This window comes from Streptomyces gelaticus, from assembly GCF_014649535.1.
Lineage (GTDB): Bacteria > Actinomycetota > Actinomycetes > Streptomycetales > Streptomycetaceae > Streptomyces > Streptomyces gelaticus.
In genome coordinates this window covers 1-7,833 of sequence record NZ_BMTF01000001.1, presented here as the reverse complement: position 1 = coordinate 7,833, position 7,833 = coordinate 1, and the positions used below count along the sequence as shown (strand labels likewise).

At 72.2% G+C, this 7,833-nt stretch carries 8 protein-coding genes and 1 pseudogene; 3 read left to right on the top strand and 6 right to left on the bottom strand.

Annotated features, from left to right (window positions below; translation table 11 throughout):
• Together IE107_RS00045 and IE107_RS00040 are read left to right on the top strand one after the other, a co-directional pair.
• The coding region (locus IE107_RS00045) for an IPT/TIG domain-containing protein (protein WP_189539617.1) at positions 1-729 on the top strand (729 nt) is incomplete at its 5' end.
• A 256-nt stretch (positions 730-985) separates the two neighbouring features.
• Entirely contained in the window at positions 986-2,293 is a 1,308-nt protein-coding gene (locus IE107_RS00040) for an IPT/TIG domain-containing protein (RefSeq protein WP_229866621.1), read from the top strand.
• 106 nt (positions 2,294-2,399) lie between these two features.
• Here the strand turns inward: IE107_RS00040 and IE107_RS00035 are convergent, their stop codons facing one another.
• The gene (locus IE107_RS00035; protein ID WP_189539615.1) at positions 2,400-3,815 is read right to left on the bottom strand and encodes a phytoene desaturase family protein; all 1,416 of its coding nucleotides are present in this window, start codon (positions 3,813-3,815) and stop codon (positions 2,400-2,402) included.
• Positions 3,816-3,902: 87 nt separating this feature from the next.
• On the opposite strand from IE107_RS00035, the gene IE107_RS00030 reads away from it, so the two are divergent.
• Positions 3,903-4,730 carry a nucleotidyltransferase domain-containing protein gene (locus IE107_RS00030; protein WP_189539613.1) on the top strand — a complete coding sequence of 276 codons (828 nt, stop codon included), beginning with the start codon at positions 3,903-3,905 and terminating at the stop codon, positions 4,728-4,730.
• A 39-nt stretch (positions 4,731-4,769) separates the two neighbouring features.
• Here the strand turns inward: IE107_RS00030 and IE107_RS00025 are convergent, their stop codons facing one another.
• The 5 genes and pseudogenes from IE107_RS00025 to IE107_RS00005 form a co-directional block, all read right to left on the bottom strand.
• Positions 4,770-5,015, bottom strand: coding sequence for a hypothetical protein (locus IE107_RS00025; protein WP_229866653.1), 246 nt, complete (start codon positions 5,013-5,015; stop codon positions 4,770-4,772).
• A gap of 134 nt (positions 5,016-5,149) precedes the next feature.
• The gene (locus IE107_RS00020; RefSeq protein ID WP_189539611.1) at positions 5,150-5,977 is read right to left on the bottom strand and encodes an inositol monophosphatase family protein; all 828 of its coding nucleotides are present in this window, start codon (positions 5,975-5,977) and stop codon (positions 5,150-5,152) included.
• 63 nt (positions 5,978-6,040) lie between these two features.
• A pseudogene (locus IE107_RS00015) lies at positions 6,041-6,416 on the bottom strand (gamma-glutamyltransferase); the annotation flags it as partial.
• 21 nt (positions 6,417-6,437) lie between these two features.
• The gene (locus IE107_RS00010) at positions 6,438-6,797 is read right to left on the bottom strand and encodes a Zn-ribbon domain-containing OB-fold protein (RefSeq protein WP_229866620.1); all 360 of its coding nucleotides are present in this window, start codon (positions 6,795-6,797) and stop codon (positions 6,438-6,440) included.
• A gap of 145 nt (positions 6,798-6,942) precedes the next feature.
• Entirely contained in the window at positions 6,943-7,614 is a 672-nt protein-coding gene (locus tag IE107_RS00005; protein ID WP_189540535.1) for a TetR family transcriptional regulator, read from the bottom strand.
• Between the last annotated feature and the right edge of the window lie 219 nt (positions 7,615-7,833).

Below are 7,833 nucleotides of genomic sequence, written 5' to 3'. Positions count from 1 at the left end.
CAGGGCTCCACCGGTGGCGGTACCACCGTCACCATCACGGGCACCAACCTCTCGGGCACCACCGCTGTGCTCTTCGGCACCAAACCGGCCACCGATGTCACCAATGTCTCGCCCACTCAGGTCACCGCTGTCTCGCCGGCCGGCTCCGGCACGGTCGACGTGTCGGTGATCACGCCGGGCGGTACCAGCAACCCGCTTCCGTTCTTCTATGTCGGCGCCCCGTTCAAATCCGGTCTGAGCGTGAGTTCGGGCCCCACCGCGGGCGGCAACACCGTCGTCATCAGCGGCACCGGCCTGTCCACCGCTACGGGGGTGTCCTTCGGCGCCAATACCGTGACGCCGACGGTGCTGTCGGACAGCCAGGTCAGCGTCGCCGTGCCCGCAGGTGCGGCAGCCGGGCCGGTGAGCGTCAGCGTGACGACCGCCGGAGGCACCAACAACGGCCTGTCGTACACGTACATCGACGTCCCGACCATCGCCGGGATCACTCCGGCATCCGGACCGACGTCCGGCGGGACCGCGGTGACCATCACGGGTACCAACCTGACCGCGACGAGCCAGGTCACCTTCGGCGGGGTGGCGGCGCCGTTCTCGGTCGTCAACGCGACGACGGTGTCTGCCGTCACCCCGCCCGGCGCCGCCGGTGCGGTCGACGTCACTCTCTCCAACCCCGCGGGCACAGCCACGGATGCCGGCGCCTTCACGTATGCGGCAGGCCCCGGCATCTGATCCGCCACGGCTGCGGCACCGGCTGCCGATGCGGACCGACGCCCGGCGGCGGTACCGCATCCGATGCCTGATGCTCGCCCGGCCCGGGGCAATGAGTGCCCGGCCGGGCGGGCATCCCGCTCGGCACCACCCGCTCGTCGTCGCCGGGCCGGAAGGTTCGGGCGGTATCCCGATCACCACATTCCCGCCTCTGCGTCGTGTCCACAGCGTCCCGACCACAACCCCGCGCATCACATCACCAGGCAGGAGAACGACTGTGGACCACTCCGACAGCCCGGCGCCTCACACCATGCGGCCGTCGGCAGCCGCGGCGGCCCCCGTCATCACCACGCGCAGCCCTTCCTCCGGAGCCGCCGGAACGGTCGTCACGCTGACCGGCACCGGCTTCACCGGTGCGACGGCGGTTGCCTTCGGCGGCACTCCGTCCGCTTCATTCACCGTGGTGTCCGCAACCAAGATCACCGCTGATGCCCCGGCCGGTACGGGCACCGTGCAGATCACGGTGACCACGCCCGACGGAACCAGCAACGGCGTGAGCTTCACCTACACGATCGCGACGCCCGCGATCAGTTCCATCGCCCCCAACCAGGGTTCGGTGGATGGCGGAACCATGGTCACGCTGACCGGCACCGGCTTCACCGGAGCCACCTCGGTCCGCTTCGGTGCCGTGGCCGCCGCGTTCACCGCCGTCTCCGCGACGCAGATCACCGCGTTCGCTCCCGCCGCGCCCGCAGGAACCGTCAATGTCACGATCACCACGCCGGGCGGCACCAGCGCCGGGATTCCCTATACGTATCTCGCCGTTCCGGTTCTGGGCAGTGTGACTCCGGCCCAGGGGCCGCTCTCGGGCGGCAACAGCATCACCTTGTCCGGGACCGGCCTCACCGGAACGACCTCCGTTCACTTCGGGGTCGGCGCAGCGAGTTCGTTCACCGTCGTCTCGGCGACCCAAGTGACGGCAGTCGTCCCCACCGGCGGACCGGGGCCGGTTCCGGTCACGGTCACCACGCCCGGAGGGACCAGTACCCAAGCCGTTTTCTACTACTACCTCGGCGCCCCGGTTCTCAGCAGTGTCACACCCGCGGCGGGGCAGGTGGGCGGTGGCAACAGCGTGACGCTGACCGGTACGGATCTTCTCCAGGCCACCGCGGTTCGCTTCGGCCCGACGGCGGCGACCAGCTACACCATCTCCTCGGCCACGGAGATCCGAGCGGTGGCACCGCCGGGTGCCGTCGGCACCGTCCCGGTCACCGTCACCACGCCCGGCGGCACGAGCAACCGTGTGACATACGTATACCTCGGGGCCCCGGTCATCACCGGTCTGACGCCCGATCAGGGGCCTTCGGCAGGCGGGACCACGGTAACTGTCACGGGCACCGGGCTGACGTACGCCACCGCAGTACTGTTCGGGGCCGTGCCCGCCGCCTACACCGTGGTCTCGGACACCCATCTGATGGTCACGGCGCCGCCCGGCGCGACGGGCTCGGTGGCCGTCAGGGTCGTCATTCCCGGCTGGACCAGTGTCGGTGTTCCGTACACCCGAGTTGACCTGCCCGGCATCTGAGCAGCCGGGCAGGTGGGAAGCGCCGGTGCACGTCGGTGCGCGAAGAGTTCGGTCCGGACCCCAGGCGCTCCGGGCGGCCCTGCGCGTTCCGGGCGGGACCTGCTGTTCAGGCCGCCCGCAGGCGCCGCCAGACCGCCTTCGCCGCGTGGTGGCCCGACATGCCGTGCACACCGGGGCCGGGCGGAGTGGCCGAGGAGCACAGGAACACGGCCGGGTGCGCCGTCGCGTACGGCACGCGGGCGAGCTTGGGCCGGATCACCGTCTGCAGGCCGGAGAACGCGCCGCATGCGATGTCGCCGCCGACGTAGTTGGCATTGCGCGTCGCGAGCTCGGGCGGTCCCGCCACCGCGCGGGCGAGCACCAGATCGCGGAACCCGGGGGCGAAGCGCTCCAGTTGCCTCTCGATGACGTCGGTGGCGTCGCCCTCCCATCTCGAGGGGACATGTCCGTACACCCAGAAGACATGGCGGCCCTCCGGCGCACGGGACGGGTCGACCAGGCTGGGCTGTGCGGTGATCAGGAACGGCACGCTCGGGTCGCGGCCGTCCACCGCGGCCGTCAGCGCGGCGTCGATCTCGCCGGCCGTGGGGCCGATGTGGACCGTGCCCGCCCGCCGGGCGTCCTCGGCGGTCCAGGGGACGGGGCCCGACAGGGCATAGTCGATCTTGAAGCAGGACGCACCGTACCGGTAGCCGCGGTAGGCGTGGCCCAGGCCGGCGATGCGGGCGAGGGCGGTGGGCGAGGTGTCGAAGACGTAGGCGCGGGCGGGCGGGAGCTCGTCGAGCCGCTTGACCTCCGTGCCGGTACGGATCGTGCCTCCCTGTTCGCGTATGTACGAGGCGAGGGCGTCGGAGACGGCCTGCGATCCGCCGCGCGGCACGGGCCACCCCTTCTCGTGTGCCGCCAGCGCGAACAGCAGGGCGATCCCGCCGGTCGCCAGGCCGCCGATGGGCGCGATGGCGTGGGCGGCGAGCCCTGCGAACAGGCCGCGCGCCTTCGCACCGCCGAAGCGGCGGGAGAGCAGCGAAGCGGGCTGGAGTGCATCGAGACCGAAGCGCACCCAGCGGTAGGGGTCACGGGGAAGCCCGTCCCACGGGGTGCGCAGGAAGTCCTGGGCGAGGGTGTCCCAGTGGCCGAGGTAGGGGGCGACGAGCCTGCGGTAGGCGCCCGCGTCCCGGGCCCCCAGCGACATGGCGCTCTCCCCCACCGAGCCGGTGAGCACGGCGGCCGTGCCGTCCGGGAACGGGTGGGCGAGCGCCAGCTCGGGCTGGAGCCACTCCAGGCCGTGCCGGGCGAGCGGCATCGCGTCGAACGCAGGCGATCCGATACCCAGGGGGTGGACGGCGGAACAGGGGTCGTGGCGGAATCCGGGGAGGGTGAGCTCCTCGGTACGGGCGCCGCCTCCGACGGTCCCCTCCGCTTCGAAGACCTCCACGGCGAAGCCGCGGCGGGCCAGTTCGGCCGCGGCGGTCAGTCCGTTGGGGCCCGCCCCCACAACGACTGCATCGAGCATCGACGGCACCTTCGGACTCCTTCGTCAGGCGACGGCCAGGACACCCAGGATATTCCGCGGCACCGACGGCGCGGTCCCGGGTAGGGTCGCCGGGCCATGAATACTCCGAACACCCGCCCCACACCCGTACCGGCCCGCATCGCCGCCATGGCGTCCCGGCTCACCGCCCTGCCCGGCGTCCGGGCCGTCGCGCTGGGCGGCAGCCGGGCCCGTGGCACCCATCGTCCGGACTCCGACTGGGATCTGGGCGTGTACTACCGCGGCACCGTCGACGTGGCCGCGCTGACCGCGCTGGCGTCCGAGATGCAGGGTTCCCCTGCCGAGGTCGCCGGTCCCGGCGGGTGGGGACCATGGGTCGACGGCGGGGCCTGGCTGCGGGTGGACGGTGTCCCGGTGGACTGGATCCTGCGCGATCTGGACCGGGTGAAGACGGTCTGGGCGGACTGCCGGGAGGGACGCTTCGAAGTGGGCGTGCAGCCCGGCCATCCGCTCGGGTTCTGGTCCCCCGCCTACCCCGGCGAGGTCGCACTGGGGCGCGTACTCTCCGATCCTCAAGGAGAGCTGACGGCACTTCAGGAAGAGACCCGGGTCTATCCGGAACCGCTGCGCACCGCGCTGGTCGGGGCCGCGTGGGAGGCGGAGTTCTCGGTGGCGGCCGCCCGCAAGTCGGCTCCCGGCGGTGACACTCTCCATGTCTCCCTGTGCCTGTCGCGGGCGTTCGGCATCCTCGCCCAGTCCCTCCACGCCCACCACCGCACCTGGTGCCTGAACGAGAAGGGCGCGTCGGCCGCCGCGGCCACCCTGCCGGACACCCCGGCGCACTACACCGAACGGATCGGCGAGGCGCTGCGGGGGCTGGACGAGGAGGCCGTGGAGCTGGCCGCACAGGTCGTACGGGACGTACGGGCGGCCTGCGGCGGGTGAGGTGAGCCGGCCGGGCGGGCGGTGAGCGCGCGGAGCCGCTCAGTCCCGCGCGATGGCCGTGACGCAGCGGGCGGGCAGGGCGTCCCGTTCCTCCGGGGCGAACTCCTCGGCGAGCCGGCGCTCGATCCGTACCGCCTGCTCGTCGGCGAGCCGGAGCGTTTCGCGGCCCGCTTCGGTGAGCCGGGTCTCCAGCATCTTCCGATGCCGTGGGTGCGCCGTACGGACGACCGGTCCGCGCTCCTCGAGGTGTTTCAGTACCGCCGCCATCGCCTGCGGTGTGACCAGGCAGGTCCGTGCCAGTGCGGCACCCGGTATGCCTGGTGGGTGGCGGCGCCGCCCCGCTCCGCGCGAGGTGAGCCGTCAGGGCCATGAACTCCGGTTCGCGGTCAACTATTTGGCGCCCTGTCTGCTCGGTCCGGTCAGGCCCCGGCACGGAGTGCGTTCAGGACGCGTTCGGCGGTCGCCTCGTCGCGGGCCGCCGTGAACGGCAGGGCGTTGCCGCCGGCGATGCGGAACGGTGCGCCGGAGAGGGTGGCCTGGGCGCCGCCCGCCTCGGTGACCAGCAGCAGGCCCGCCGCATGGTCCCAGGCGTACTCCCAGTTGAAGGCGACCGCGTCCTGGTCGCCCCGGGCGACATCGAGGTATTCGAGGCCCGCCGAACCGCAGGGGCGGGCCTCGATCCCTTCGGTGTGCAGGCCGAGCAGGGCGCGCTTCTGGGCATCGGTGGTGTAGTCGGGGTGCGACATCGCCACGCTCAGCAAGGCCCCGGCTCCGGGCGAGCCGGAATGTATCCGCCTGCCGTTGAGTGTGGCGCCGCCGCCGCGCACCGCGACCGCCATCTCGTCCAGGGCCGCGGCGTACGTCCATGAGGCCAGGAGTTCGCCGCGGTGGGCGAGGGCGACCAGGGTGCAGAAGCCCGGTTCGCCGCGGACGAACTGGCGGGTGCCGTCGACCGGGTCGACGATCCACACGGGCGCTTCGCCGCCCAGGGCGTCGTACACCGCCGGGTCGGCGTGGACCGCCTCCTCGCCGACGACGACCGAGCCGGGCAGGAGGGCGGTCAGGGACGCGGTCAGGTGTTCTTCGGCGAGGCGGTCGGCGGTGGTGACGAGGTCGTGCGGGCCGCTCTTCTCGACGATCTCGTCCGCGGCGAGCTGCCGGAAGCGCGGCATGATCTCGGCGGCGGCCGCTGCGCGTACCGCCGCCTCGACCTCGGTCAGGTCCCCGGTGAGGAATGCATCGATCATGCTTCCAGCCAATCATGCCGCAGCGCGGACCCGACGACCTGGTCACGTCGGGGACGTGGCCGCTCAGCGCCCCACGGCGTAGCCCTGCAGGCCCCGCGGGTCGGCGGCCGCGGACAGCACCCCCGTCTCCGGGGCGCGGGCCACGGCGCACAGCCGGCACTCGGACCACGGGTCGCCGACGGTGACGTCATGGCCGCGGCGGCGCAGTTCCCCGACGGCCTCCAGGTCCATGCGTGCCTCTACGGTGACGCTGCCGGGGCACATTCCGCGCGGGTAGAAGGAGCTCGGGAAGCTGTCGTTGTGCCGGTTCGGGGCGTCGACGGCGCCCTGGAGGCCGAGTCCGCCGCGGACCTCGGCGCGCAGCGCCACCGTCAGGAAGAAGTGCACCTGCCACTGGTCCTGCTGGTTCGCCGCCGGGCGTGCCGAAGGGGCCCGCAGGCGCGAGGAGCCACGGCGCCGGTCAGAACCACTCGTCGTGCGCGGGCGGTTCGCAGAGCTCGAAGACCACCTCGCCCGCATCCGGAGCGCCGCCCGCGACCGGGCGCACCCGCGCACCGACCGCCACCCGGTGCGGGGCCGCGCCCACGACACGGCAGCGGAACACGAAGCCCTCGGGGAACCGGACGAGGGACTCGTTGCGCGCGGCTTCCGTGTAGCGATGGACGACGCCGGACCTCACCACGACGCCCGGACCGGCGCTGTGTTCGGGTTTCAGGTCGCTCGACGCGCACACCGGGCACAGCAGCCTCCGGAAGGAGGCCGTGCCGCACCAGCGGCACCGGTGGTAATTCAGGCCGGCTTCCTCATGCACCGTCTGCACGGTGCCATTCGACGACTGGGACACGTTCGACCCCCTGCGCTCGGCTCGGATGCGCCGCGCCTGCGCGTCGGCGCGTCCGCACCATAGGGCACTGAGTGCCGAAACGTAAAGACACTCAGTGCCAGAACGAGCCGCTCCGAGAGGGTCAGCCCTGCCCGATGGCTGATTCGATCTGCTGCACCACGCGCCACATCGGAGCCCCCTTCGCGGCAACCATCACCACCACGTCGCCCTCGGCCGAGGGCGTGGCCGCGGCCCCGTCCGCCCCGCTCCCCCACACCCGGCGCACCATCCCGAGCGCGTGGTCGACGGCGGCCTCCGCGTCCCCTTCGCCGCCCGAACGCAGCCAGGTCCGCAGGCCGTTGTTGTGCGCGGCGACCACGGACGCGGCGATCACCTCGGCGCGCAGCGCCCCGTCGCCCGATTCCCCGTACCTGCCGCGCAGATACCCGGCCATCGTCTGCTCGTACCGCCGCACCACGGACAGTTCGTAGGTACGCAGTCCGGGCACCTCGCGGGTGAGCCGGTACCGCTGGACGGAGAACTCCGGATTGGCGGAGTACATGCGCAGCACCAGCCGCGCCGCATCGCTCACCGCCTCCACCGGCTCCAGGTCGCCGGCCTCCGCCAGGAACGCGGTCACGTCGGCGAGGCACCGCTCGTGGTCCGGGAAGACCGCGTCCTCCTTGGAGGGGAAGTACCGGAAGAACGACCGGCGCCCGACCCCGGCCCGCGCCACGATGTCGTCCACCGTGGTCTGTTCGAAGCCCCGCTCCAGGAAGAGCTGGAAGGCCGCCTCGGCGAGCACCTCCCGCATGGGGGCCTTCTTCGCTGGTCTGCGCGCGTCAGTCATGCCGGGAACGTAGCACCGGAAGCCCCATTCTGGCACCAGGTTCCTTTACAGAGGGTACTGAGTGCCATATCGTCACCCCTACCAACCACCTCCAGGCAGGAGAGCTGGCGTGAGCTTGAGGATCGTTGTCTGTGTGAAGTACGTGCCCGACGCCACTGGCGACCGGCACTTCGCTGATGACCT